The sequence below is a fragment of the Kineosporia sp. A_224 genome (assembly GCF_002198655.1).
GTDB lineage: Bacteria > Actinomycetota > Actinomycetes > Actinomycetales > Kineosporiaceae > R-H-3.
The window spans coordinates 1-24,515 of the sequence record NZ_MWLN01000188.1 but is presented as its reverse complement, the minus strand read 5'-3'; the positions used below and the strand labels follow the sequence as shown (position 1 = coordinate 24,515).

Sequence of the window (24,515 nt, the reverse complement as noted above, 5' to 3'; positions counted from 1 at the left end):
TGCCGAAACCATAGAACTAAGATACTTCGAAAGCAACTACTTGTTTCTGAGATCCTCAGGGAGTTATGGTCGCCGCGCCGGACCCCCTGGAGGACGCGATGGCGCCGACGCCTCGGCTCGACCCGCGGACCGCGGAACACGTTGCACGGCAGGCCTTCGCGCCGTCCGCGCGACGTCTCGTCGGGCTCGAGGTCGAGTGGGTCGTCCACCCTGTCGACGACCCCGGCCGTCGTCCCGCGTACGCCGAGGTCGCCGCACTCAAGGAGCTGGCGTGCCGCTTCGACGGGCGGGTCACGCTCGAGCCGGGCGGCCAGGTCGAGCTCTCGACGGCCGCGGTCGCCGACCTCGACGACGCGCTCGACCGGCTCGCGCACGAGGCGGACGTCGTCCACGCGGCGCTCGCGCAGCGCGGGCTGCTCGCCGTCGACACCCCCGTCGACCTCGTCCGGCCCCCGGGCCGCATCCTCGACCTCGGCCGGTACCGAGCCATGGAGGCGTTCTTCGACGCCGGCGGGCCGTCGGGGCGCTGGATGATGTGCAACACCGCGTCGGTCCAGGTGAACCTCGGCCACGGCGCCGACCCCGCGGCCGGCTGGCGGCTGGCCCACCTGCTCGCGCCGGTCCTGCTCGCCGCCTTCGCCAACTCGCCCGGCTACGACACCGCGGGCCGGCCCTGGGCGAGCCTGCGCCGGGCCGCCTGGGAGGGCATGGACCCGGGCCGCACGCGCAGCCCCCGGCTGGACGGCGACCCGGTCCGCGCCTGGCTCGACTACGTCCTCGACGCCGACGTCATGCTCGTGCGTGACGGCGACGACGTGACACCGGCCGCACCCGGGACGTCGTTCCGCGCCTGGACGGCGGGGGCGCTCCACCGACCGCCGCACGAGGACGACCTGCGGTACCACGTGACGACGCTCTTCCCACCGGTCCGGCCCCGCGGCTGGCTCGAGCTGCGGGTGCTCGACGCCCTGCCGCCCGGGGCACGGGAGGTGGCGGCCGTCGTGACGGCGGCGGCCCTGCACCCGGACGCCGCGGCCGACGTCCGCCGCGCCCTGGCCGGCGCCGGGCTCGAGGACGGCGCCGACGTCGACGCGCTCCTGCTGTCAGCAGCCCGGCACGGGCTCGCCGACCGCACGCTCCACGCCCAGGCGTCGGCGCTGTTCGACGTCGCGCAGCGGCACGCGCCGCGCGTGACCCGCCGGGCCGCGCGGCTGCGGGCGCTGCGGGACTACGCCCGCGAGTGCGTCGCCGCGGCCCGCCAGCCGCACGGCCGGACGGTGGCCGACGCCCTCGCCATCGCAGGCCCCCGGCTGCGGCCCGACGTCGGGCCACCGCCGCAGGACGTCACTCGAACGTCCCGAGCAGCTTGCGCAGCAGACCTCGCAGCTGCTCCTGCTCCTGCGCCGTGAGCCCGGCGAGCAGCTTCGACTCGTTCTCCATGACGTCCGCGACGACGGAGTCGACGAGCTCCACCCCTGCCGGGGTCAGCTGCACCTCGACCCGGCGCCGGTCCTCCAGGCTCACGTGGCGCGTCACGTAGCCGAGCTTCTCGAGCTTCTCCAGCCGCTGGGACACCCCGCCGGACGTGATGAGCGCCGACTGCATGAGCTCCCCCGCCGTCCGACGGTACGGCGGGCCGGAGCGGCGCAGCATCGCCAGGACGTCCAGGGTCACCGTGTCCGTGCCGAGCGCCTCGAGCCGTTCCTTGCGCTGCCGCTGCAGATGCCGGCCGATCCGCCAGACCCGCGAGACGATGCCGACCGAGCTCACGTCGATGTCGGGGCGCTCGCGGCGCCACGCCTCCTCGACCCGGTCGACCCGGTCGACCCGGTCGACCCGGTCGACCCCATCCACGGCGGTCTCCCCTGAGGCCTCGCCCGATACACCCTGCACGTAACTTGCCACGCCTGAGTATCTCACGCCTGAGTATCTGCGCGAGCGTGGGACCTGGGCCGCGGTCGCGGTGCGGTCGCCCGGCCGAGGGTGCACCTTACCGACGACCTTGGACTCTGGAGACCGCATCCCGGCGGCACCACGCTGGAGGGGTGACCACGCAGCTCGGTGCGGGTCAGGGGGCAGGATCCGGGTGCCAGGCACTGGTCGATCCGGGCTCCCACGTGCTGCGCCGGCGTCGTCCGCGCGATGCGCGAAGCCCGGTCGCCGCCGCTGCGCCGGGTCGTGGTCCGTCACCGCCCTGCGCCGGGACCGACCCACCGCGGGGCACCCGCCGAAGGGAGACCCCGCCATGAGCACCACCACCGCCGGGACCTGTCAGGTCCCTGACGTCGTCCCGGGTCCGGTCCGGCGCCTCGCGCGCACCACCGGGCTGCTGTACCTCGCCTTCTTCGTCGCCGGGATCGCGGGAACACTCGCCGTCCGCGGGCAGCTGTTCGTGGCCGACGACCCCCGGGGCACCCTGGACAACCTCACCGCTCACGCGACGCTGGCCCGCGTCGGCATCGCGCTCGAGCTGGCCATCGTCCTGGCCCAGGCGCTCACCGCCGTGTGGTTCTACCGGCTGTTCCGGCAGGTCGACAGCATGGCTGCCGGGTTCCTGGCAGCGTTCGGGCTCGTCAACGCCGTCGCGATCCTCGGCAGCGCTGCCGTCCTCGCGACCGCGCTCGACGTCGCGCAGGACAGCTCGCTCGCCGCGGCGGGGACCCAGGCCGGGACCGTCCAGCTGCTCTACCTCGCGAGCGGCCACCTCTGGGCGGTCGCGTCGGTGTTCTTCGGTCTCTGGCTGATCCCGATGGGGCAGCTCGCCGTCCGCTCGGGCTGGTTCCCGCGACTCCTGGGCCCGCTGCTCGTCGTCGCCGGCGCCTGCTACCTCGTCAGTGCCTTCACCGCGTACCTCTTCGCGGACAGCGACGTCGCCACGCAGCTGCTCACGCTCCCGTCGATCGTCGGCGAGGTCTGGATCATGGCGTACCTCGTCGTCGTCGGCGTCCGCCGTCACACCCCGGCCGCCGGCCGCCGGGAGCACCCGACGCCGAGCCGCCCGTGATGCTCGGGGCCGAGGGCCGCGTGCCGTAGACCGACCGGAAAACCGCTGGCGGCCCTGCCGCTGCCCGGGCAAGGATTCGACGCCCGCGCCCTCCCGTCCGGCGCCCCGTCCCGGCGCACGGCGCAGGAGGAACGATGGCCCTCTCCGCAAGCGGCCGACCGCTGACCGGCCCCGAGGTCCGCACGGCGAACGGCGCGCTGCGCGGCACCGTCGAGTCGGGCGTCGCGGTGTTCCGCGGGATCCCGTACGCGGCACCGCCGGTCGGCAGCCGTCGCTTCGCCGCGCCGCAGCCCGCGGCGCGCTGGGACGGCGTCCGACCGGCGACGGCGTACGGTCCGCCGCCGCCGCAGACCGACGTCCTCACCGAGGGCGCGACGGACGACGGAGCGGCGGACGACGACTGGCTCACCGTCAACGTCTGGTCCCCGGAGCCCGACCCGGCCGCGCGCCGGCCCGTGATGGTGTGGATCTACGGCGGCGGGTACGTCGTCGGCGCGTCGAGCCGGCCGGAGTACGACGGCGGTCGGCTCGCCCACGACGGCGGGGTCGTCGTCGTGACCTTCAACTACCGGCTCGGTGCGGAGGGCTTCGCGCACATCGAGGGAGCGCCCGCGAACCGCGGCCTGCTCGACCAGGTCGCCGCGCTGGAGTGGGTCCGCGACAGCATCACCGCCTTCGGCGGCGACCCGGACCGGGTGACCGTGTTCGGCGAGTCCGCCGGCGCCGGCTGCGTCGCCGCGCTGCTCGCGATGCCGCGCGCCGCCGGCCTGTTCCGCAGGGCCGTCGTCCAGAGCATGCCCGGCACCTACTTCTCGCCGCCGCTCGCGACCGACATCGCCGCGGCCTGCGCCGGTGAGCTGGGCCTGCGGCCCACCGTCGACGACCTCGCCGCCGTCGACCCGGCGCTCTTCGTGCTCGCCGGCGACACCGTCGCCGGCTCGGTGGCCGACCTCCCCGACCGGGTCGCCCGGTGGGGCCGACCGGCACTGCGGTCGATCGTGTTCGCGCCCGTCGTCGACGGCGACGTCCTGCCGACGACACCGTGGCAGGCCCTCGCGGCAGGGACGAGCAGGGACGTCGACCTGCTCGCGGGCCACACCCGCGACGAGCACCGGCTCTTCGGCCTCATGTCCGGTCTGCTCGGCCAGGTCACCCCGGAGCAGGCGCAGGCCGCGCTGCAGGACTTCGCCCCCGCGCCGGACGGCGACCGCCGCTACCGCGCCGCCTACCCGGACGCCGGCCCCGACGCGCTCTACGAGCTGGTGCACTCGGACTGGCTGTTCCGGATGCCGACGCTCCGGCTCGCGGAGGACCACGTCGCGGGCGGTGGCCGGGCCCATCTCTACGAGCTGACCTGGACCGCCCCGGGGATGGGCGGCATGCTCGGCGCCTGCCACGGCCTCGACGTCCCGCTCGTGCTCGGCAACCTCACCAGCGGCCAGCCGGCGCTGCTCATCGGTGACGGCCCGCCCGCCGGGGCGATCGAGCTGTCGGCCCGGATGCGGGCCGCCTGGACGGCGTTCGCCGCCGCCGGCGAGCCGGGGTGGCCGGCCTACGAGCCCGCCGGCCGCAGCACCCAGGTCTTCGACACCCTGTCGGTCGTCACGACCTACCCGGAGGAGCGGTCCCGGGTCATCTGGCAGGACGAGTCGTTCCTGGCGCTGCCGCTGCAGGGCGCGACACCGGCTCCGGCCCGGTCGGTGCTGCCCGGAAACCCTTGACCAGCAACCAGGCGGCGAGAACCATCTCCTGCACGCCGATCGGCAGCGCCAGGGCGACGTACTCCGTCACCAGGGTGTCGTCGAGGACGGCGAGGACGGCCGCGACGCCCATGACGACCAGGGCGGCGACACCCCAGACCGACAGCCACCGGGGCACGAGCCGCGACCGGAACAGCACCACGTAGTACAGGAACGCACCGACGACGAACGCGAGCACACCGACCGCCGCGGCCTGCCGGTGCGCGGCGACGAGCACGTCGGCCGCGGTCCTGGCCGGAGCAGGCACCGCGGTCCCCGGGCCGAGGTCGTCTGCGACGGACAGGACCGTCAGCAGGCAGACCGCACCCACGGCGTAGAACACGGCCTCGAAGAGGCGGAACGCGACGGACCCCAGCGCGAGCGCCGGGTCGACGGTCCGCAGCACCGGGTAGAGCGCCACGGCGATCCCGGCGCTGCACGCGGCCGCGACGAGGGAGAGGAGCACCGCGGTCGCCGTCCGGTCGGGGTGCTCGGCCATCCGGGCCAACCGGTCCGCCCCTGAGATCGCGGGCAGGAGGGCGTTCCCGCAGAGCGAGGCAGCGGTGGCCACGACGAACAGCGTCCCCGCGGTGATCGAGGTTCTGCGCAACAGGTCCATGCCAGGTCCTTCCACGAGGGTCTGCCGGACCGGGTCAGGGCGTCGCGGACGGGTCGTCCGGCCCGGCGTCGCGGCGTGGTTCGAGGACGACGACCGCGGTCCGGTGCGGCCGCCGCCGGGCGTAGGCGTCGAGGTCCTTGTCCAGGGCCCGCCAGCGGTCCCAGAGCCGTTCGCGCTCGGGGCCCGTCGCCTCGCGGGCGCGGACGTGGCGGCTGCTCCCGGCGAGCCGGACCTCGGCCTCCGGGCGGGCCTGCAGGTTGAGCCACCAGGCCGGCTCCGCCTCGCCCCAGCCGTTCATGGCCATCGTCACGAGGTCCGGCCCGTCCTCGAGGTAGCCGAGGATCACGGGCCGCTCGGCACCGGTGGCCGTCCGACGGTCGTGACCCGCATGGCGCCCCACCGAAGGTCGGACGCCGGCCACAGGCCCAGGCGCCCCCGGGTCACGGTGACGACGGCGCGGTGCACCGCCCAGAAGAGCCGCACGAACCAGCGGGGAGGCAGCCTCGGGTCGCTCTCGGTCTGCATCGTCATCGCTCCGTCCCGGTGGGTCCCGGTGGACGTCGCTGCGCAGCGACGGGCGCTGACCCGCAGGATCCTACGCGCGCGGGTCCCGGTCGGTGCCGGGCCCGAGGTCCTCCGCGGCAGGTTGCCGCGGTCCCGGGCGCACTCCTGGCGTAGCGTCGTCGGGTGCAGTCCACCCGAACGAGCCGCGTCGTCGCGGCGCCGCCGGCCGCGGTCTACCGCGCGCTGCTCGACCCCGGCGCGGTCGCCGCCTGGCGGGTGCCCGAGGGTATGACGTCCGTCGTCCACCTGTTCGAGGCCCGCGAGGGCGGCGCGTTCCGGGTGTCGCTGACCTACGAGGCGCCCGACGGCCGGGGCAAGTCCCACGACCGCACCGACACCTACGCCGGGCGGTTCGTGCGGCTCGTGCCCGACGCGCTCGTCGTCGAGGAGCTCGCGTTCGAGTCGCCCGACCCGGCGATGAGCACCCCGATGACGATGACGACCACGCTCGCCACCACGGACGGCGGCACCCTCGTGACCGTCGTCCACGAAGGCCTGCCCGACGCCGTCCCGGCGGCCGACAACGAGCTCGGCACCCGGATGGCCCTGGACAACCTCGCCCGGCTCGTCGAGACCCGCCCCTAGCCACCCGCTGCCGGCGCAGGAGCACGCGCCCCCGGGATTCAGGCCGAGGCCGGACCTGCCGACACAACGGGGGTGACCCGGGCGTGGCGGCGCTACCTGCTGGCCAGCGGCGTCGTCCTCGCGGGCTTCCTGCTGGTGCCCGACGGCGTGCCGCGGGACACCGTCTACCTCGTCGTCGGCGTCACCTGCGTCGTCGCGATCCTCGTCGGCGTCCGGCACCACCGCCCGGCCACGCCCTGGGCCTGGTGGCTCATGGCCGCCGGGATGGCGCTGTGGGTCGCCGGGGACGCCCTCTACTCCTGGTACGAGGACGTCGCCCACGTGGCGCCGTTCCCCTCCGCGGCGGACTACCTGTACCTGGCCGCCTACCCGCTCCTCGGCGGCGGTCTGGCCCGGCTCGCCTGGCAGCGGCGGCACGGTCGCGACCTCGCGGCGTCCATCGACGCCGCGATCGTCACGCTCGCCTGCGGCCTGGTGTCCTGGGTCGTCCTCGCCGGGCCGGTCGCCCGCTCCGGGACGACGGGCGCCGAGCGGTTCTTCGGTGTCGCCTACCCGGCCGCGGACATCGTGCTCCTCGCCGCGCTCACCTGGCTGCTGACGTCCGTCGGGCACCGCAGCACGTCGTTCCGGCTGCTCGCCTCGGCCGCCGGGGTCCTCGTCGTCAGCGACAGCATCTTCCTCCTCACCGAGGCCGGCGCCCTGAGCGACCCGGTCGGCGCGCTCGACCTCGGCTGGCTCTCGGCGTACGCGCTGTGGGGGGCCGCGGCCCTGCACCCGGGGATGAGCCGGCTCAGCGAGGCACCCGACGTCACGGCGTCGTCGTTCACCCGGCGCCGGCTGCTCGCGCTCGGCGTCGCCGTCCTCGTGCCCCCGGCCACCCACGCCGTCCAGCTCCTCACGTCCGACACCCCCGACGGCTGGGCGTTCGTCGTCGTCTCCACGGTGATGTTCACGCTCGTCGTGCTGCGGATGGGGCTGGCGATCCGGGAGGTCCGCCGCTCGGAGACGGCGCGGAGCCGGCTGGCCGCGGACCTCGCGCACCAGGCAGCGCACGACTCGCTGACGTCCCTGACGAACAGGCCCCGGGTGCTCGAGCTGCTCGAGGCGGCGCTGCACCGGGCGCAGCGCAACGGCGGGCTCGTCGGGCTGCTCTTCATCGACCTCGACGACTTCAAGCGGGTCAACGACACCTACGGCCATGCGGCGGGCGACCACGTCCTGCGGGTCACCGCGGCCCGGATGCGCGAGGCGGTCCGGGCCGGCGACACGATCGGGCGGCTCGGCGGCGACGAGTTCGTCGTCGTCCTCGAGCAGGTGCCCGCCGAGACGGACGTCGTCCAGCTCGCCGACCGGCTCGTCACCGTGCTGCGCCAGCCGGTCCGGCTGCCGGCGGTGGCTCGCGAGGTGTCCATCGGCGCGAGCGTCGGCGTCGCACTGAGCCGGGACGGCGGCACCGACGCGGTCGTCCTGCTCCACGACGCCGACGCCGCCGCCTACCGGGCCAAGCGCGCCGGCCGCGGTCGCTACGAGATCTTCGACGAGGCGCTGCGGCGGGAGATGCACGAGCGGGCCGCGCTCGAGACGGCCATCGAGGCCGGGCTCGACGAGGGCCAGTTCCTCCTGCACTACCAACCCGTCTTCGACGTCGCGACGGGCACGGCCACCGGCTACGAGGCGCTGCTGCGCTGGGCCAGGCCGGGGCACGGCATCGTCGCCCCGGCAGACTTCATCCCGCTCGCGGAGCAGTCCGCGCTCGTCTGCCGGCTCGGCCGGTGGGTGCTCCTCGAGGCGACGCAGCAGCTCGTCGCCTGGACGGCGCAGGACCCGGCGGCCTTCGGCGGCGTCTCGGTCGCCGTCAACGTCTCCGGACGCCACCTGTACGACGACTCGCTCGTCCGCGACGTCACCGACGCCCTCCTGGCGTCCGGGCTCGCGCCGGAGCGGCTCGTCCTGGAGATGACCGAGACGATCCTCGTCGACGGGCCCGCGGCGGCCGGCCGGCTGCAGGCGCTGCGCCGGCTCGGGGTGCGGATCAGCATCGACGACTTCGGCACCGGCTACACGTCGATCGGCCAGCTGCAGTCCCTGCACGCCGACGGGCTGAAGATCGACCGAAGCCTCGTCGAGTCCACCACCCCGGGCAGCCGCGAGCTGGTGCGGCTGCTCGTCCACGCGGCGCACGCCTTCGGGCTCGAGGTCGTCGCCGAGGGGGTCGAGCACGAGAGCCAGCTCGAGCCGCTGCGCGCGGCCGGCTGCGACCGCATGCAGGGCTTCCTGCTCGCCAGACCGCAGCCGGCACAGGCGTTCCAGGCCCGGACGACGCCCGGCTGAGCGGCGTCCCGCCGGTGCCGGCGGTCCGCCCCGTCAGCGGGTCGCGTTCTCCTGCCCCACGAAGCTGCTCAGCGCGCGGACGCTGTCCATGAACTGCGCGGGGAACACGATCGTCGAGTTCTTCTCCACCGCGATCTCGGAGAGGATCTGCAGGTTCCGCAGCTGCAGCGCGATGGGGTGCGCGGCGATGACGTCGGCCGCCTCGGCGAGCCGGCCCGCGCTGAGCGCCTCGCCCTCCGCGGCGATGATCTTCGCCCGCTTCTCCCGCTCGGCCTCGGCCTGCCGGGCCATCGCGCGCTGCATCGTCTGCGGCAGCTCGATGTCCTTGAGCTCCACGAACTCCACGAGGACGCCCCAGCGCTCGGTCGTGCGGTCGAGCAGGTCCTTGATGGACTCGTTGATCTTCTCCGTCTCGCTGAGCACCTGGTCGAGCATCGACTGCCCGACGACGTTGCGGACCGTCGTCTGCGCGATCTGGTTGATCGCGGCGTGCACGTTCTCGATCTCGACGATCGACTTCACCGGGTCGACCCGGCGGTAGTACGCGACCGCCGCGACCCCGATCGACACGTTGTCCCGCGTGATGATCTGCTGGGACTGGATCGGCATCGTCACCGTCCTCATGCCGACCTTCCGCATCCGGTCGACCAGCGGGACCATGAACCGCATCCCCGGCTCCCGCACCCCGTGCAGCTTCCCCAGCCGGAACACGACCCCGCGCTCGTACTGCCGCACCACGGCGATCCCCAGGTTCGGCACGACCACCATCTCCCTCGTCGCCGCCGCGTCGGGCGGCATCACGTCCAGGGTGCGACGGCGCCGCCGCGGTGACCGGGGCGGAACGTCCCCGGCCGTCCGAGCGGCCGAGGCAGCACCGGTCGCCCGTCACCGCGGGGCGGACGACACCCGCACCCCGGTGACCGCGAAGGCCTCGACGGCCATGAGGTGCCCGCCGGTCGACACCGAGATCGTCAGCACCGCGCCGTCCGGCGCCCTGACGGGCACCGTGATCCGCCACGGGGTGTCCTCGCCGCCCGAGGGCACCGGTGCGGTCTCGACGAGCGGGTCGACGCCCGGCAGCGACCGGACGGCCACGACGAGGCTCTCGTCGACGCCGGTGATCCGGCCGCCCACGGTCATCGGGGAGGTCACGGTGCTGCCGTAGCGCGGGGAGGTCAGCGACAGCACCGTGTCCCGGGTGCCGACGACCTCCCACGGCGCGTCGGCCCCGGTCCCGAACCGGAGCAGGTGGACGACGCCGACGGTGACGTCGCGGCCGTTCGGGTCGGCCCAGCCGACCCCGACGAGCGCGTCGGAGGCCGTCCCCGTCCGGGACGTCGCCCGGTCGATCTCCGAGTACCCCAGGTAGCCGTGCGCGAAGGCGACGGCGGTCTCGCGCTCGGAACGGTGCCAGGGCTGGGTCCCGCCGGCGCGGTACGCCCGCTGCCAGGCGAGCACCTGCGTGCCGGAGCCGAACGGCCACAGCGGCAGGGAGCCGTGGCGCAGCACCGGGACGGCGGTGCCCGTCGACGAGGTCGAGGGCCGGGTCGACGGTGAGGTCGTGCCCGTCGTGGCGGACGACGTCGGCGACGGTACGGCAGAGGTCGCCGTCGGCGTGGGCCCGGACGACGTCGGCGGTGCGGTCGTCCCGGGAGCTGCCGGCGAGCCGCTGCCGCATCCGGCGAGGGCCACGGCGGACGCGACGGCGACGACGGCTGCCACGATCCGGGAACGGCAGGTGCGGGTGCGCATGGCGACCTCCAGGCAGGCCCGCCGGGACACCCGGCAGGCGTCCGGTCCCATTGTCCTGCGCCGAAGGTGCTGCGACGCCCGCACCAACGTCCCGCACCGCACCCGGTCGGATCGTCCGGACGGCGTGACACCGGGGCGGGGCCCCGGGCAGGATGCGAGCCCCGACCAGACGGAGGCGTCATGCCCGACCAGCCCGCACCCGGCAGCCCGTCGTGACCGCCCTCCCACCGGTGGTCGAGGCGTGGCACCGGGTCGTCGAGTCCCGGGACCGGGACCTGCTCCGCTCACTGGTCGCGGACGACTGCGTGTTCCGCTCCCCCGCCGTGCACGCCCCGCAGGAGGGCAAGCGGCTCACGCTCGGCTACCTGTCGGCCGCCCTCGTCGTGCTCGGCCCGACGCTGACGTACCACCGGGAGCTGTTCGGGGAGGACTCGGCGGTGCTCGAGTTCACCGCGACCCTCGACGGGCTCGAGGTGCACGGCGTCGACCTGGTCCGCTGGGACACCGACGGCAGGATCGTCGACTTCACCGTCATGGTCCGACCGCTGCGCGGGCTGGAGAAGCTCGTCGAGCTCATGCGGGCCCAGCTCGAGGGGCGTGGCTGACGAGGACCGGCCGCACGAAACCCACCTGACGCCGTCCGCGCCCCGCGGCAGGATGCCGGCATGACCTCCTACGTCTCGCACACGGCCATCGACTGCGCGAACGCCTACACCCTGTCCCTGTGGTGGGCCGAGGTGCTCGGCTACTCGGAGGACCCGGACGACCCGAACCTGCCCGAGCACGAGGAGTGCCTCATCCGGTCCGCGGACGGCGCGCACCGGCTGCTCTTCCTCACGGTCCCGGACGCCAAGCAGGTGAAGAACCGGATGCACCTCGACCTGCGCCCCGACGAGGGCACCCGCGACGAGGAGCTCGCCCGGCTGCTCGGGCACGGCGCGACCGAGGTCGCCGACCACCGGCGGCCGGACGGCTCGGGCTGGGTCGTGCTCGCCGACCCGGAGGGCAACGAGTTCTGCATCCTGCGGAGCACGGGCGAGGTCGCGGCCCAGCGTCAGCAGGCGGCCTCCCAGTAGCCGCGGTCAGTAGGCGGAGCGGTCGTCCCCGTCGGGCAGCGCCCCGGCGCCCCGGGACGACGACAGCGCGGTCACGGCGTCGAGGTCCCGCCAGGTGCGCCGCAGGGCACCCCGGAGGAGCCCGCTGTCCTGCGCGACGGTGAGCATCCGGACGCCGCGCTGCGCCCAGTGCGCCGCCATGGCGACGTCCGAGCAGTGCAGCCCCGCAACGATCCCGGCGGCGCCGCAGGCGGCGACGACCCGGTCGACCATGGCGCCGATCTCGGGCGACTCGCGGTACGTCGTCCGGCCGTGGCCCGTCGTCAGCGCGAGGTCGTTGGGCCCGACGTAGATCCCGTCGACCCCGGGGACGCGCGCGATCTCCTCGACGGCGGCCAGACCCGCGGCCGTCTCCACCATGACGAGACAGAGGACGCCGTCGTCCTGCACCCGCGGTGCGGGAACGGCCCGGCCGGTGACGTCGCCCCAGAACGGCCCCCAGCTCCGCGAGCCGTTCGGCGGGAAGCGGCACGCGGCCGCGGCGGCCGCGGCCTCCTGCGGACTGCTCACCATCGGGACGACGACGCCCGCCGCGCCCGAGTCCAGGGCGCGCATGATGCCGGCCGGCTCGTTCCACGGCACCCGCACGAGCGGTGCCCGGCCGCCGGCCCGCATCGCCCCGAGGACGGTCGGAAGCGTTGCGAGAGAACCGAACCCGTGCTGCAGGTCGAGGCAGAGGTAGTCGAACGGGCCGGTGCCGAGGAGCTCGGCGACGACCGGGTCGGCGAGGGCGCTCCACAGGCCGAACGCCGGCAGGTCGCGCGACCACAGGGCGCGCAGGCGCTCGGTGTCGGTACCGGCCGGGTCGGTGCCGGCTGCCCCGCTCGTTGCGGTCACGGCAGCAGCCGCGGGTCGACGTGGATCTTCGGGCCGTCGCCGGCCCCGGCCGGCCGGTCGCTGGCGAGGACGGCCGCCACGGCGTCCAGGCCGACCGTCGCCGCGACGAGCGGCCTCGGGTCGACGGCGCCGGACGCGTAGGCCTCGATCGCGCCCGCGAGCCCCGGCGACGCCGACAGCACCCCGACGCAGGTGACGTCCTTGAGGGCCACGGTGCGGGTGTCGACGAGGCTCGGCGTACCGGCGAGCCCGATGTAGACGACCCGCTTGCCGGGCTCGACGAGGTCGAGCGCCCGGGAGGGCAGGCCGGGGGCGTTCGAGCAGTCGACGACGGCGTCGAACGGCAGGTCGGGCAACGAGTCCCAGGTCCAGGTGTGCGCGAAGCCGAGGGTTCGGGCGAAGGCGAGCGACGCGTCGTCGAGCCCGACGAGGTGCACGTCGGCCTGCGCGGCGCGGGCGAACAGGGCGGTGAGCAGCCCGATCGCCCCCGGGCCGAGCACGAGCACCCGGTCGCCCGGGTGCAGCGCGGCACCCTGGGCGGCCCGCAGCGCGTTGCCGCCGGGCTCGACGAGCGCCCCGGCGACGACGTCGACGGCGGCGGGCAGCGCGTGCAGCGAGGTGACCGGGACGGCGACCTGCTCGGCGAGCGCACCGGGGCGCCCGCCGCGGATGCCGACCTCGGTGCGCTGCGCGCAGACGTGCTGGCGGCCCGAGGCGCAGCGTGCGCAGGCCCCGCACCCGAGCATCGTGTCGCCGACGACCCGGCGGCCGGCCCACGCCGGGTCGACCCCGGCGCCGACGGACGCGACGGTGCCGCACCACTCGTGGCCCAGCCGCATGGGGAACGCGGCGTGGCCGTCGTGCAGGTAGGCCATCTCGCCGGTGAAGAACTCGACGTCCGTGCCGCAGACGCCGACCCGCTCGACGTCGACGACGACCTCGCCGGGCGCCGCGACCGGTCGGGGGACCTCCTCGACCCCGGCCCGTCCGGGGCCGGTGACGACGAACGCCCGCATCGGGCTGTCGTCCGCAGCGCCTCGCGTCATCGTGCCCGTCGTCACCGCGGCGGCAGCACGGTCTGGCGCTGGCTCCCGAGACCCTCGATGCCGAGCGTCATGACGTCCCCCGGGGCGAGGAAGGTCGGCGGCTTCATCCCCAGGCCCACGCCGGCCGGGGTGCCCGTGTTGATGAGGTCCCCGGGCTCCAGGACCATGAACTGGCTGAGGTGGTGGACGACGACGTACGGGTCGAAGATCATGTTCGCAGTCGTGCCGTCCTGCCGCCGGATGCCGTTGACCTCCAGCCACATCGGCAGCGCGAGGACGTCGGGGATCTCGTCGGTCGTGACGAGCCAGGGCCCGGCCGGGTTGAACGTCTCGGCCGACTTGCCCTTGGACCACTGGCCGCTGCGCTCCATCTGGAACGCGCGCTCGCTGACGTCGTTGACGACGCAGAAGCCGGCGATGACGTCCCGGGCCGCCTCCGGGGAGTCGAGGTAGCTCGTGCGGGCGCCGATGACGATCCCGAGCTCGACCTCCCAGTCGGTCTTCGTCGACCCGCGCGGGATCCGCACGTCGTCGTCCGGGCCGATCAGGGTGTTCGGGGACTTCGTGAAGAGCACCGGCTCGGCGGGCACGGTCGCGCCGGTCTCGGCGGCGTGGTCGCTGTAGTTCAGGCCGATGCAGAGGATCTGGTGCGGGCGGGCGATCGGCGCCCCGACCCGCTCGCCCGCGAACCGCTGGACCTGCCCGGACGCCACCCGCTCCTCGACGGCGGCGCGGACCCGCGCGAGCCCGCCGGACCCGAAGAACGCCTCGCCGTACGTGTCGGTGATGTCCGAGACGTCGACGAACGTCGCGTCGTCCACCCGCACGACGGGCCGCTCGGCACCGGCGGCGCCGATCCGCATGAGCTTCATGAAGGTCCTCCGGGCTCGCTGACGGCAAGGGCTGGGGAGGTGCGCCGTCCAGGTGGTAGACACGCTAGTGGCCGAGGTCGCCCGCACCGGTGAGGGGTTCGCGATGGACAGGACCGAGAACGGCACGACGTCGGGCAGCGGGTCGCGCACCGGGCTGCGCAGTGCGCACTGGTACGCCGGTGACGACCGGAACGCCTACATCCACCGGGCCTGGATGCGCCGCGGCGTCCCGGGCGACGGGTTCGACCGGCCGCAGGTCGCGATCGCGAACACGGCGTCCGACCTGACGCCGTGCAACCGGCACCTCACCGAGGTGGCGGCGTCGGTGCGGGACGGCGTGCTGGCGGCCGGCGGGACCCCTCTGGAGCTGCCCGTCGTGTCGCTCGGCGAGACCCAGGTCCGGCCGACGGCGATGCTCTGGCGGAACATGGCAGCGATGGCGATCGAGGAGATGCTCCGCGCCAACCCGGTCGACGCCGTCGTCCTGCTCGGCGGCTGCGACAAGACGATCCCCGCGCTGCTCATGGCCGCCGCGTCGGTCGACCTGCCCGCGGTCGTCGTCCCGGGCGGGCCGATGCTCACCGGCACGTTCCGCGGCACCCCGCTGGGCTGCGGCACCGACGTGTGGCGGCTGTCCGAGGAGGTCCGCGGCGGGACGCTCTCGAACGAGGCCTTCGTGAAGTCGGAGTCCTCGATGATCCGCTCCAAGGGGCACTGCAACACGATGGGCACGGCGTCGACGATGGGTCTGCTCGCCGAGGCCCTCGGCACCGTCCTGCCCGGCCTCGCCGGGACGCCCGCCCCGGACGCCCGCCTGCTCGAGGGCGCGCACGCCACCGGGCGCCTCGCGGTCGACCTGATCACCGCGGACCGGCGGCCGTCGACGTTCCTCACGAAGGCGTCGTTCCACAACGCGATCGTCACCCTCGCCGCGATCGGCGGGTCGACGAACGCCGTCGTCCACCTGCTCGCGATCGCCGGCCGGCTCGGGGTCGACCTGACCCTGGACGACTTCGACCGGATCGGGTCCCGGGTGCCGGTCCTCGTCGACCTGCAGCCCGCGGGCCGGTTCCTCATGGACGACCTCCACCGGGCCGGCGGCCTGCACGCCGTCCTGCGCGAGGTCGCCGACCTGCTCGACCCGGCCGCCCTCACGGTCAGCGGCCGCAGCCTCGTCGACCACCTCCGCGACGACGGCCCGGACGACGCGCAGGTGTGGGACCGCGAGGTGATCCGCCCCCGCGAGGCGCCGCTGCTCGCCGAGGGCGGGATCGCCGTCCTGCGCGGCAACCTCGCCCCGGACGGCGCGATCATCAAGCCGGCCGCGGCCTCGCCCGAGCTGCTCACCCACCGCGGCCCGGCGGTCGTCTTCGACTCGATCGAGGACTTCCACGCCCGGATCGACGACCCGGACCTCGACGTCACGGCCGACTCCGTCCTCGTCCTGCGCGGCTGCGGCCCCAAGGGTTACCCGGGGATGCCCGAGGTCGCCAACATGCCGCTGCCGACGAAGCTCCTCGAGCAGGGTGTGCGGGACATGGTCCGGGTCTGCGACGGCCGGATGTCGGGGACGGCGTACGGCACCGTCGTCCTGCACGTCGCCCCCGAGGCCGCCGCCGGCGGGGCCCTTGGCCTGGTCCGCACCGGCGACACGGTCGTCCTCGACGTCCCCGGCCGACGGCTCGAGCTGGACGTCCCGGCCGACGAGCTCGCCCGGCGCACCCTCGACCCCGCCACGGCCGCCGCGTTCGCGAACCCCGCGCGCGGCTGGGAGCGGCTGTACGTCGACCACGTCCAGCAGGCCGACAGCGGTGCCGACCTCGACTTCCTCGTCGGCTCCAGCGGGTCCGCGGTGAGCCGCGAGTCGCACTGACCGGGGCGGCTCAGCCGGTCAGGCCGTCAGGCCGGCCCGGACGGCGAGCGCCCGGACGTGCGCCGCGAGCGCGGCCGTCGAGCTGCCGTCGTTGCCCCGCAGGTGCTCGACCGCGGCGAGCGCCGTCACGGCGACGTCCAGCAGCTCGGACTCGACGTCCGCCATCGAGCCGCTCGCCGGCTTGCGCGGGTTCTGGCCGGTGACGGCGATGAGCGCCGCGACGACCTCGCCGGCCTCCTCGGTGACCTTCGAGAGCCGGCCCCACAGGGCGGCCTCGCGGTCGCGCGCGGCGTTCGCGGGGTGCTCGTCGATCCAGCGGCTCAGGGCCGCGAGCACCTGCGCGACGTCCGGCCCGTCCGCAGGCCCGTCCGTGCGCCCGCCCCCGGTCGCTGCGTCGACCTCGCCCATGACCGTCCCCTTCGTCGTCCCGGCACGGCAGGCTAGGCCCCCGGTACCGGCCGACGAGAGCGAGGGCACGATGGCGAAGTCCGCCAGCACGCCGTCCCAGACCGTCGAGGAGTACCTCGACGTCCTGACGCACGCGCACCGGGAGGCCGTGCTCCGCCTGCGGGCCGTCGTCCGCGCGGCCCTGCCCGGCGCCACCGAGCACGTGAAGTGGAACGCCCCGAGCTACGCGGTCGACGGGGTCGACCGGGTGACGTTCCGGCTGCACCCCGGCGACCGGCTCCAGCTCGTGCTGCACCGGGGCGCGGCGGTCCGTGAGGACGGCTTCTCGTTCACCGACCCGACCGGCCTCGTGGTCTGGGCCGCCCCCGACCGTGGCGTCGTGACGCTCACCGACCTCGCGGACGTCGAGACGAAGGCGGCCGGGGTGGCCGTCCTCGTCGCCGCCTGGGTCGCGGCCTGACCCTGGCCCGCCACCGGCGCCGGGGTGCCGCGCACTGAACCGCAGGTGAACGGCGCGGCGGCCCGATGACCCCGGCACCAAGAGCACGTGACGATCACGGGAAAGGCTGTGCCGCAACGCCTCCGGCCGTCGATCCGGCGCCGCCGGCTGCCTAGCCTGGCCGCGTCCGGCGGCCGGGTCCGGCCGCCACCAGGAACGGGGAGCAGCCGTGGCACGCGTCGTCGTCCTCTACTCCACCTCCGGCGGGGGCCACCTGAGCGCCGCCCGCGCGCTCGAGGAGGGCCTCGTCCGGACCGGCGGCGGTGCGGTGGAGGTGCAGCTCGTCGACGCCGTCGGGCGGTACTCCTCGCGGGCCGTCCGGATGCTGCCCGCGATGTACTCCAGGGTCTCCCGCTCCCCCGCGCTGTGGTTCGCGTGGTACCTGCTCGTCGCCGGCCCCCGGCGCAGCCGGCTCGTGGACGCGGTGACCGGCCGGCTGTGCCGGCGCCGGTCCGCGGCCCTGTTCACCGACCACCCGGCCGACCTCTACGTCTCGGTGCACCCGGCGCTCAACGGCCCCGTCGTCGCCGCGCTGCGCCGCGAGGGCCCGGCCGGTGCCCGGTTCGCGACAGTGGTCACGGACCTCGTCACCATGTCGCCGCTGTGGTTCTGTGCGGACGCGGACCTGTGCGTCGTCCCGACGGCCGGGGCGGCCCGGCTGGCGCTCGGCTCGGGGATGCCGGCCGAGCGGCTGCGGACCGCGCCCTACCCGGTCGCCGAGTCGTACTTCGGGCCGGACGGCGGCACGTCCTCGCGGCGGGAGGCCCGGGCGGTGCTCGGGGTGGCGGACGACGCCCGGGTCGTCCTCGTCGTCGGCGGCGCCGAGGGGGTCGGGCCGATCGCCCAGGTCGTCGCGGCGCTCGACGCCGCCGCGACCGGGCTCGTCGTCCTCGCCGTCTGCGGTCGCAACCGGGGCCTCGCCGCCCGGCTCGCCGCCGGTCGCTGGCGCAACGAGGTGCGGGTGATCGGGCTCGCCCCCGACCTCGTCGGGCTGCTGCGCGCGGCGGACGTCGTCCTCACCAAGGCCGGCCCCGCCACGCTGCTCGAGGCGGCAGCGGTCCGGGTGCCGACCGTCGTGTTCCACCGCCTGCCCGGTCAGGAGGAGGGCAACGTCGACCACGTCGTGACGGCGGGTGCCGCGGTCGAGGCACCGACTCCGAAGGACGCCGCGGCGGCCGCCGTCCGGCTGCTCGACGAGGAGGCGGCGGCGCAGCGGATGCGGCACGCGCAGACCCGGCTGGCGGCCCCCGGCGCGAGCGCGGTGGTGGCGGGGCTGCTCCTGGGGCTGGTCGCCCCGGTGGCCGGGCCGCAGGTGCCGCAGCCGGTGCCACTGCCGCTGCAGCGCCGGCGGGGCGTCCGGCGGGTGCGCCGGCTCCGCGGCGCCGCTGCCTGAGCCGCAGCGCGCCGTCACTCCTCGTCGATCGGCCGCCCGACGACGAGCATGTCGCGCAGGGCCGGGTCGAGGCGTTCGCGCAGCGCGGCGTCCGGCAGCGTGCCGGTGGCGTCGAGCACCGTGCTGAAGAAGCACCGGGCCGCGGCCGCCAGGACGACGTCGAGCACGTCCTCGTCGCTCAGCCCCTGCGCGCGCAGCCGGTCCACGTCGTCGGCAGTGATGTCCGGTGCCGAACGGGCGACCTTGGCGGCGAAGCGCACGACCTCCTGCTCGGCGGCGTCCAGCGCGGACCCGTCGGTGCCGTCCGGGCCCTCGAACACCGCCGCGACCACCTCCGGGGCCCCGAGCCGCTCGGAGACGACGGCGCCGTGGGCGAGGCTGCAGTAGCTCGACCGCAGCGCCCGGGCGGCCGCGAGCGTGACGACCTCGTAGCGCCGCAGCGTCATCGGCGCCCGGACCGCGCCGACGAGCGCCTCCCACGCCCGGTACGCCGCAGGGCGCGGAGCGAACGTCCTGGTGTAGTTGGCGACGTGGCCGGCTTCGGCCCGGTCGGCCGCGTAGAGGTCGGCGGCCTCGCCCGTCGCCTCGGACTCGTCGATCTGTCGCAGGTAGCCCATCGCTCTCCCCGGTCGCCGGCATCCGTGCGGACCAGTCAACACCCGGGCGCGACGTCGGTCACCGGGTCCGCGCCTCCCCCGGCCTCCCGGCACAGCCGGTCGACCCGCTGCAGCGCCGTCGGCAGCCGGTACGGCCCGGCCATCGCGCGCACGAGGTCGGCGGCCGCCGCGCCGCTCATCCCGGCGGCCGTGACGAGCAGCGGCCGCGACGCCGCGCCCCGGAGCACGGGCACCGCGTGGGTCGCCGACCGGTACGCGGTCTTGGCGACCCCCACCACGGGGACCCCGAGCTCGACGTGCGCGCGGGCGCCCAGGCCCGGCGTGCCCTCGGGGTCGAGGGTCACGTAGCCGTCGACGACGAGCAGGTCGACGGGGGCGGTCGTCGCGAGCACCGCGAGGACGGCCGGCAGCTCGCGCAGGTACAGCGCGCCCGGCCGGTACGGCGCGACGTCCGTGAGCACCGCGGTCCGCTCCTCGACGACGTGGCCGAAGGCCGGGTCGTCCGCGACGACGAGGGCGGCGGCCGCACCGCCGCGGGCCGGGTAGTGGACGTCGACCGCGCCGTACCGTGCCACCGCGACCTCCGGTCCCCGCGCCGCCCCTGCCATGTATCCGCGGGCCGATCCTCGCACCGGGCGGCCGGTGTCGGACCGACCGGGCAGAATGCCCGTGTGCTGACGGACGTCGTCCTCGACGACGAGGGGCTGTGGGCGACCGCGCCGGTGCCCGGGGTCGAGCCCGTGCCGCGCGCGGTCCGGGACGGTGCGGCGCTCCGCGCGGGCAAGGCCTGGCCCTTGCGGGTCGACGCCGCGCTGCCCGGACGGGTCGCCGACGCCCTCGAGGCCGGCGCCGAGCCCGGTGACGGGTTCCTCGCGCTCGCGCTGCTCTGCGTCGCCGCCCAGGAGGCGGCGTCCGGCCCGCTCGTCCCCGCCCCGGACGGCGCCGGGTGGCGCTGGCGGCCGGCGCCCGGGCCGGAGGGCGCGCGGGCCTGGGCGGACGCCAGGACGGCGGCGCTGCCGGCCCTCGGCGGCGGGCGTGAGGCCGGCCGGGCGCTCGTCGACGATCTCGCGGGCGACCTCGTCGCGGTGCTCGCCGGCCCGGTCGAGGACCACCCCGACGAGGTCTCGGCCCGCCCGTCCGGGCGGCGGTCCCCGGTCCTGCGGCGCTGGGCGCGCCGGGTCGCGGCCCGTCGGGCGGCCGACGCCCGGCTCGCCTTCCGGCTCGACGCGCCGCCCGTGGACGACCCCGCGGCCGGGCCGGCCGCCGCCGCGCCGTGGCGGCTCGTCCCCCTCGTCGTCGGCGTCAGCGAGGACACCACCCGCCGCCCCCTCGCCGGAGCGGGCCCGGCCGACTTCGGCACGACCCCGGCCGCCTGGCGCACGCTGCTCGCCGCGGAGGCCGAGGCGATCCGCGCCGCCTGGCCGGAGAGCACCCTCGCCGCCTGGGCCCGCCGGCTGGAGCCGCTGCCGGCCGGCGACCCCGGCACCGGCGTCTCCTTCGAGGTCGAGGTCGACGTCGAGGAGGTCCTCGCGCTCCTCGACCACGGCGCGCAGGCGCTCGCGGACGCCGGGTTCGACGTCGTCGCGGAGTCCGGCCTGCTCCGCCGCAGCCGGGTCCGCAGCCGGGCCAGGACGACGTCCGTGAGCTCCGGCCTCACCGCGGACGGTGTCGGGCTCGCCGTCGGCGTCAGCGTGGACGGCGTCGAGCTGACCCCCGAGGAGATCGCGGCGCTCGCGGCGAGCAAGTCCGACCTCGTCGCCGTCCGCGGCCGCTGGACCCGGGTCGACGACGGCGAGCGGGCCCGGCTCGCCCGGCTGCTCCAGCGGCTGCAGCGGCCGGTGACCGCCGCCGACCTGCTCGCCGACGAGGTGTTCGACGGGCTCGAGGTCGAGCCGCCGGAACGGCTCCACGTCGCCCGCCGCGTCGAGCCGCCCGCCGGGCTGCTCGCGACGCTGCGGCACTACCAGCGCGACGGCCTCGACTGGCTGACCTGGGTCGAGGAGACCGGTACGGGCGGCGTCCTCGCCGACGACATGGGTCTCGGCAAGACGGTGCAGGTGATCGCCCGGGTGCTGGCGGACGTCGAGGAGCACCGGGCGGCCGGCACCGTGGCCGGGCCGACGCTCGTCGTCTGCCCGCTGACGCTCGTCGACACCTGGGCCCGGCAGACCGAGCAGTTCGCGCCGTCCCTGCGGGTCGCCGTCCACCACGGCGCCGACCGGGAGGACGTCGCCGACCTCGCCGCCCGTGCCGACCTCGTCCTCACGACGTACGGCCTGCTCGCCCGGGACGAGACGCTGCGTGCGCAGCCGTGGCACCGGGTCGTCCTCGACGAGGCCCAGGCGGTGAAGAACGCCGACACCCGCACGGCTCGCGCCGCCCGTGCCCTCACGGCGACCCACCGGCTCGCGGTGACCGGCACCCCGGTGGAGAACCACCTCGGCGAGCTCTGGTCGGTCATGGCCTTCGCGGCGCCCGGGATCCTGCCGCGCCGCAAGGACTTCGAGCGGGTCTTCGTCCGCTCCGCCGTCGACGGCGAGGCGCTCTCCCGGCTGCGGGTCGCGACGGCCCCGTTCGTGCTGCGCCGGACGAAGTCCGACCCGGGCGTCGCCCCGGACCTGCCGCCCCGCACGGTGATCCGGGAGGACTGCGCGCTGACCCGGGAGCAGGTCGGCGCCTACGAGGCGGCCGCCGCGGCGATGCTCGAGGAGGTCGCCGACGGGTCCGGGGGCGGGCGCCGGCTCAACGTCCTCGCCGGGATCAGCCGGCTCAAGCAGATCCTCGTCCACCCGGCGCTGCTCACCGAGCGGCGCACGGGGCTCGGCGGGCGGTCCGGCAAGGTCGACCGGCTCGTCGAGCTCGTCGGGCAGATCGTCGACGAGGGCCAGGCCGTCGTCGTCTTCACGCAGTTCGCCTCGTTCGTGCCGACCCTCGCCGCGCACCTGCGGGGCGTCCTCGACGTCGACGTCCTCACCCTGACCGGGGCCGACGACCGGGGCCGGCGGGCCGAGACCGTCGCCCGGTTCGGCGCGGACGACGGCCCGCCCGTGCTCGTCGTCTCGCTCAAGGCCGGCGGAACCGGGCTCACGCTCGTGCGCGCGAACCACGTCGTCCACCTCGACCGGTGGTGGAACCCCGCGGTCGAGGACCAGGCGTCGGACCGGGTCTGGCGGATCGGCCAGAAGCAGAAGGTGTTCGTGCACACGCTCGTGTGCCCCGGCACCCTCGAGGACCGGATCGACGCGATGCTCGCGGGCAAGCGGGCGGTCGCGTCGTCCGTCGTCCGCGCGACCGAGACCCGGGTCACCGAGCTGACCGACGCCGAGCTCACCGAGCTCGTCACGCTCGTCCGCGAGCGGGTGATCTCGTGACCCCCGTGGCGGGCGGGCGGCCCACGGGGCGGGCCCGGGACTGGACCGACTTCGACCGCCCGTCCGCGCCGCGCCGGGCCGTCGCCGGCGGGGTGAAGGTGCCCCGCTCGTGGAAGCCGCAGGGCGAGGAGGCCGCCCGGCTCGAGGTCGTCAGCGAGGGCCGGACGACGCCGGGCATCGGGTCCCGCGGCCGCACCTACGCCCGGGCGGGCCAGGTCGTCGAGGTCCGGGTCGGGGACCGCGGCGCGACCGCGGCGATCCAGGGCTCGGACGACGCGCCGTACACGGTGTCCCTGACCCGGCAGCCGGAGGGCGACGTCGAGGCCACGTGCACGTGCCCCTACGGCTGCGACGCCGTCGAGTGGTGCAAGCACGCAGCGGCGCTGGCGTTCGTCGTCGCGCACCTCGTCGACACCGACGCCGGGCTCGCCGCCGCCTGGTCGGGCACCCCCGCCGCGGCCGTGACCGGCGCAGCGACCGCGACGACGCACGCATCGGGAGCGCCCGTGCGGCCGGCGCCGGCCCCGTCGGCACCTGCCGCGTCGGTGCTCCCGGCGGCCGGGCGGGCGGCGCTCGTCGCCGCGCTGCGGCCGGCGCCGGCGCCGGTGGACGCCCGGGCCCAGTGGCGCGCCGCGCTCGAGGTCGTCCCGCTGCCCTGAGGCGGCCTGTCGTCACCGGCCCGGCCGACGACCTGATCTTGGGCGGCCCGGCGGGTTACCGTCTCTGCAGCCGACGGCGCCCCGCCGGCACGCCCGTGACGGGCGTCCTCCGGAGGAAGGCCGACGATGCCTCTCGACAAGCCCGTGCGCACACCGCCCGAGCCCGGCGCCGGCGCCCACCGGGGCCGCCGCACCGCGATCGTCGCCGGAGCGACGGCAGCGCTCGGGGTCGCGGGAGCAGCCCTGGCGGCACCGGCGGCCGCCGCGGCAGGTGCGCCCGTCGTCCTCGGGCGTCGCAGCTCCTCCGGCGGCTCGCGGACGACGGTCGTCTCGACGAACCCCGCCTCGACCGTCCGCGTCGTCGGGTCGGGCGGGACAGGCGTCATCGGTGACACCGACACCGCACTCAAGTGGGGCGTCCACGGTCGCAACCACGGCGCGGCCGCCGCCCCCGGCACGACGGTCTCTCGCGGCGGCGTCCGCGGCGAGGGCCGCCACGCGGTCGGCGTCCGCGGCGACACCGACAACCCACGGCTGCCGGGCGTCTGGGGGCTCGGGTCGGGTGCAGCCCCCGACGGCGGCGCCGGTGTCGTCGGCGACGGGCGCAGCGCCGCCGGGGTGGCCGCGTTCACCCGGGCGCGTGACCTGCACCCCCAGCCGGCCCTCTATGCCGACGGCCGGCAGTCGCCGTACCCGTGGGCCGGCTGGTTCGCGGGGAACGTGCGGGTCGACGGCGAGGTCACCGCGGACCACCTGTGGGTCGGTGCCGGACCGGTCAATGTCGAGGTCGTCTCGTCGGAGTTCGACACCCCGCTGCACCTGACGACCGGCACCGCCCGGCTCGGCGCCGACGGCACGACGTTCGTCGAGTGGTTCGCGTTCTTCGCCGACGCCGCCGACGTCGCCACGACGACCGTGCAGCTCACGGCCGCGAGCGGCCCGATGCCAGGCCTGTGGGCCGTCGTGGCGGACGGCGGGTTCACGATCAACGGCGGGACGCCGTCCGGCGACGTGATGTGGACGGCGACAGCCAGACGACGGCCCTCGGCTGTCCCGGAGCAGCCGACCCCGGAGCAGCAGCAGAGCGACCCGGCGTCGACCTGGAGCAAGTTCGCGGCACGCCGGCCGAGGCCGCCGAAGTCCTGACGGTGCCGGTCCTCGGCAGGAGCCGCCCTCCCCGGAGTTACTAGCGCGTATGACCCGAGAAGTGGGTCATACGCGCTAGTAACTC

At 75.8% G+C, this 24,515-nt stretch carries 25 protein-coding genes; 13 read left to right on the top strand and 12 right to left on the bottom strand.

The features are described 5' to 3' along the window. Positions 1 to 98: 98 nt before the first annotated feature. Positions 99 to 1,409, top strand: a complete 1,311-nt coding sequence (locus tag EDJALFJO_RS19755; protein WP_158220493.1) for a glutamate-cysteine ligase family protein — start codon at positions 99 to 101, stop codon at positions 1,407 to 1,409. Here the strand turns inward: EDJALFJO_RS19755 and EDJALFJO_RS19750 are convergent. Continuing rightward, positions 1,345 to 1,854 (bottom strand): MarR family winged helix-turn-helix transcriptional regulator, encoded by a 510-nt coding sequence (locus EDJALFJO_RS19750; protein WP_198950471.1) that lies wholly within the window; start codon positions 1,852 to 1,854, stop codon positions 1,345 to 1,347. The two genes, EDJALFJO_RS19755 and EDJALFJO_RS19750, sit on opposite strands and share 65 nt — an antisense overlap. A gap of 391 nt (positions 1,855 to 2,245) precedes the next feature. Between EDJALFJO_RS19750 and EDJALFJO_RS19745 the strand changes: the two genes are divergently transcribed. After that, positions 2,246 to 3,004, top strand: a complete 759-nt coding sequence (locus EDJALFJO_RS19745; RefSeq protein ID WP_088288026.1) for a DUF4386 domain-containing protein — start codon at positions 2,246 to 2,248, stop codon at positions 3,002 to 3,004. Between the two features lie 134 nt (positions 3,005 to 3,138). Next, on the top strand, positions 3,139 to 4,725 hold the full coding sequence (locus EDJALFJO_RS19740; protein WP_088288025.1) for a carboxylesterase/lipase family protein: 1,587 nt from the start codon (positions 3,139 to 3,141) through the stop codon (positions 4,723 to 4,725). Here the strand turns inward: EDJALFJO_RS19740 and EDJALFJO_RS19735 are convergent. From EDJALFJO_RS19735 to EDJALFJO_RS35105, 3 genes are read right to left on the bottom strand one after another with little or no spacing between them, the layout of a single operon-like run. Further along, positions 4,637 to 5,362, bottom strand: a complete 726-nt coding sequence (locus tag EDJALFJO_RS19735; RefSeq protein WP_088288024.1) for a DUF4386 domain-containing protein — start codon at positions 5,360 to 5,362, stop codon at positions 4,637 to 4,639. The genes EDJALFJO_RS19740 and EDJALFJO_RS19735 overlap by 89 nt on opposite strands. A gap of 34 nt (positions 5,363 to 5,396) precedes the next feature. Beyond that, on the bottom strand, positions 5,397 to 5,708 hold the full coding sequence (locus tag EDJALFJO_RS35110; RefSeq protein WP_198950470.1) for a nitroreductase/quinone reductase family protein: 312 nt from the start codon (positions 5,706 to 5,708) through the stop codon (positions 5,397 to 5,399). After that, positions 5,705 to 5,893 carry a hypothetical protein gene (locus EDJALFJO_RS35105; RefSeq protein ID WP_198950469.1) on the bottom strand — a complete coding sequence of 63 codons (189 nt, stop codon included), beginning with the start codon at positions 5,891 to 5,893 and terminating at the stop codon, positions 5,705 to 5,707. Before EDJALFJO_RS35105 ends, EDJALFJO_RS35110 begins: the two co-directional genes overlap by 4 nt. A gap of 156 nt (positions 5,894 to 6,049) precedes the next feature. Between EDJALFJO_RS35105 and EDJALFJO_RS19725 the strand changes: the two genes are divergently transcribed. Then, on the top strand, positions 6,050 to 6,511 hold the full coding sequence (locus EDJALFJO_RS19725; RefSeq protein WP_088288023.1) for an SRPBCC domain-containing protein: 462 nt from the start codon (positions 6,050 to 6,052) through the stop codon (positions 6,509 to 6,511). Positions 6,512 to 6,583: 72 nt separating this feature from the next. Continuing rightward, positions 6,584 to 8,842 carry a bifunctional diguanylate cyclase/phosphodiesterase gene (locus EDJALFJO_RS19720; RefSeq protein ID WP_233149949.1) on the top strand — a complete coding sequence of 753 codons (2,259 nt, stop codon included), beginning with the start codon at positions 6,584 to 6,586 and terminating at the stop codon, positions 8,840 to 8,842. Positions 8,843 to 8,875: 33 nt separating this feature from the next. On the opposite strand, the gene EDJALFJO_RS19715 is transcribed toward EDJALFJO_RS19720, so the two are convergent. Next, entirely contained in the window at positions 8,876 to 9,640 is a 765-nt protein-coding gene (locus EDJALFJO_RS19715) for a slipin family protein (protein ID WP_088288022.1), read from the bottom strand. 87 nt (positions 9,641 to 9,727) lie between these two features. Beyond that, complete coding sequence (locus EDJALFJO_RS19710) at positions 9,728 to 10,594, bottom strand: hypothetical protein (protein WP_088288105.1); 867 nt, start codon at positions 10,592 to 10,594, stop codon at positions 9,728 to 9,730. Positions 10,595 to 10,806: 212 nt separating this feature from the next. Between EDJALFJO_RS19710 and EDJALFJO_RS19705 the strand changes: the two genes are divergently transcribed. Both EDJALFJO_RS19705 and EDJALFJO_RS19700 read left to right on the top strand, forming a co-directional pair. Further along, entirely contained in the window at positions 10,807 to 11,199 is a 393-nt protein-coding gene (locus tag EDJALFJO_RS19705; protein ID WP_198950468.1) for a nuclear transport factor 2 family protein, read from the top strand. 60 nt (positions 11,200 to 11,259) lie between these two features. Continuing rightward, complete coding sequence (locus tag EDJALFJO_RS19700; protein ID WP_088288020.1) at positions 11,260 to 11,670, top strand: VOC family protein; 411 nt, start codon at positions 11,260 to 11,262, stop codon at positions 11,668 to 11,670. A gap of 6 nt (positions 11,671 to 11,676) precedes the next feature. Here EDJALFJO_RS19700 and EDJALFJO_RS19695 read toward each other — a convergent pair whose 3' ends face one another. Genes EDJALFJO_RS19695 through EDJALFJO_RS19685 form a run of 3 tightly spaced genes read right to left on the bottom strand, consistent with a single transcriptional unit; the run spans position 11,677 to position 14,464 of the window. Next, positions 11,677 to 12,546: an HpcH/HpaI aldolase/citrate lyase family protein gene (locus tag EDJALFJO_RS19695; RefSeq protein ID WP_088288019.1), complete on the bottom strand. Its 870-nt coding sequence runs from the start codon at positions 12,544 to 12,546 to the stop codon at positions 11,677 to 11,679. Continuing rightward, positions 12,543 to 13,592 (bottom strand): zinc-binding dehydrogenase, encoded by a 1,050-nt coding sequence (locus EDJALFJO_RS19690; RefSeq protein ID WP_198950467.1) that lies wholly within the window; start codon positions 13,590 to 13,592, stop codon positions 12,543 to 12,545. The genes EDJALFJO_RS19695 and EDJALFJO_RS19690 overlap by 4 nt, the downstream gene beginning before the upstream one ends. Positions 13,593 to 13,603: 11 nt before the next feature. Beyond that, complete coding sequence (locus EDJALFJO_RS19685) at positions 13,604 to 14,464, bottom strand: fumarylacetoacetate hydrolase family protein (RefSeq protein ID WP_088288017.1); 861 nt, start codon at positions 14,462 to 14,464, stop codon at positions 13,604 to 13,606. A 103-nt stretch (positions 14,465 to 14,567) separates the two neighbouring features. On the opposite strand from EDJALFJO_RS19685, the gene EDJALFJO_RS19680 reads away from it, so the two are divergent. Then, a complete protein-coding gene (locus EDJALFJO_RS19680; protein WP_088288104.1) occupies positions 14,568 to 16,337 on the top strand; it encodes an IlvD/Edd family dehydratase in 1,770 nt (589 codons plus the stop codon). Between the two features lie 18 nt (positions 16,338 to 16,355). Here the strand turns inward: EDJALFJO_RS19680 and EDJALFJO_RS19675 are convergent, their stop codons facing one another. Next, a complete protein-coding gene (locus tag EDJALFJO_RS19675) occupies positions 16,356 to 16,745 on the bottom strand; it encodes a MazG-like family protein (protein ID WP_088288103.1) in 390 nt (129 codons plus the stop codon). A 70-nt stretch (positions 16,746 to 16,815) separates the two neighbouring features. Between EDJALFJO_RS19675 and EDJALFJO_RS19670 the strand changes: the two genes are divergently transcribed. Together EDJALFJO_RS19670 and EDJALFJO_RS19665 are read left to right on the top strand one after the other, a co-directional pair. Then, positions 16,816 to 17,205 carry a DUF1801 domain-containing protein gene (locus EDJALFJO_RS19670; protein ID WP_088288016.1) on the top strand — a complete coding sequence of 130 codons (390 nt, stop codon included), beginning with the start codon at positions 16,816 to 16,818 and terminating at the stop codon, positions 17,203 to 17,205. Between the two features lie 208 nt (positions 17,206 to 17,413). Beyond that, a complete protein-coding gene (locus tag EDJALFJO_RS19665) occupies positions 17,414 to 18,637 on the top strand; it encodes a glycosyltransferase (RefSeq protein WP_088288015.1) in 1,224 nt (407 codons plus the stop codon). Positions 18,638 to 18,651: 14 nt separating this feature from the next. Here EDJALFJO_RS19665 and EDJALFJO_RS19660 read toward each other — a convergent pair whose 3' ends face one another. Together EDJALFJO_RS19660 and EDJALFJO_RS19655 are read right to left on the bottom strand one after the other, a co-directional pair. After that, on the bottom strand, positions 18,652 to 19,254 hold the full coding sequence (locus EDJALFJO_RS19660) for a carboxymuconolactone decarboxylase family protein (protein ID WP_198950466.1): 603 nt from the start codon (positions 19,252 to 19,254) through the stop codon (positions 18,652 to 18,654). A gap of 35 nt (positions 19,255 to 19,289) precedes the next feature. Continuing rightward, the gene (locus EDJALFJO_RS19655; protein ID WP_198950465.1) at positions 19,290 to 19,829 is read right to left on the bottom strand and encodes an endonuclease V; all 540 of its coding nucleotides are present in this window, start codon (positions 19,827 to 19,829) and stop codon (positions 19,290 to 19,292) included. A gap of 96 nt (positions 19,830 to 19,925) precedes the next feature. Between EDJALFJO_RS19655 and EDJALFJO_RS19650 the strand changes: the two genes are divergently transcribed. The 3 genes from EDJALFJO_RS19650 to EDJALFJO_RS19640 all read left to right on the top strand — a co-directional run bounded on the left by EDJALFJO_RS19650 (position 19,926) and on the right by EDJALFJO_RS19640 (position 24,430). After that, positions 19,926 to 22,625, top strand: coding sequence for a DEAD/DEAH box helicase (locus EDJALFJO_RS19650; protein ID WP_143448664.1), 2,700 nt, complete (start codon positions 19,926 to 19,928; stop codon positions 22,623 to 22,625). Beyond that, positions 22,622 to 23,284 (top strand): SWIM zinc finger domain-containing protein, encoded by a 663-nt coding sequence (locus tag EDJALFJO_RS19645; protein WP_088288013.1) that lies wholly within the window; start codon positions 22,622 to 22,624, stop codon positions 23,282 to 23,284. The genes EDJALFJO_RS19650 and EDJALFJO_RS19645 overlap by 4 nt, the downstream gene beginning before the upstream one ends. A 126-nt stretch (positions 23,285 to 23,410) precedes the next feature. Then, a complete protein-coding gene (locus EDJALFJO_RS19640) occupies positions 23,411 to 24,430 on the top strand; it encodes a hypothetical protein (RefSeq protein ID WP_088288012.1) in 1,020 nt (339 codons plus the stop codon). Positions 24,431 to 24,515 lie beyond the last annotated feature (85 nt).